Origin of the sequence: Shewanella sp. T24-MNA-CIBAN-0130, from assembly GCF_040310185.1 — a bacterium.
GTDB lineage: Bacteria > Pseudomonadota > Gammaproteobacteria > Enterobacterales > Shewanellaceae > Shewanella > Shewanella psychromarinicola.
This window is the reverse complement of record NZ_JBEOPP010000572.1, coordinates 1-235: the sequence shown is the minus strand read 5'-3', so window position 1 is coordinate 235 and position 235 is coordinate 1. Positions and strand designations below refer to the sequence as shown.

The following is a 235-nucleotide window of genomic DNA, read 5'->3' as shown; positions in this document are numbered from 1 at the left end:
CATTGATATGACGGCTATCACTAAAATTCGCCGTTTCATAGTAATGAATCAACGTGTCGGCGCTATCTGGTAATGCTTGACTGCTAATAACCTGCTGCTGCTCATACATCTGCCATAGCGCTTGCAAATGATGCTCAAAACCATACTGTTTTATTTGCTGCGTCAATAGCTCAATATCTGCATAAAGATGTACGCGCTGACCTAAGCTTGCCAGCACTACCGCACTGGTAATGGC

1 protein-coding gene is annotated in these 235 nt (G+C 44.3%); it reads right to left on the bottom strand.

The genetic code is table 11. From position 1 onward, the window contains the following. Positions 1-235, bottom strand: a 235-nt coding sequence (locus tag AAEZ02_RS23545; RefSeq protein ID WP_351125676.1) for a hypothetical protein, incomplete at both ends; no start/stop codon positions are given.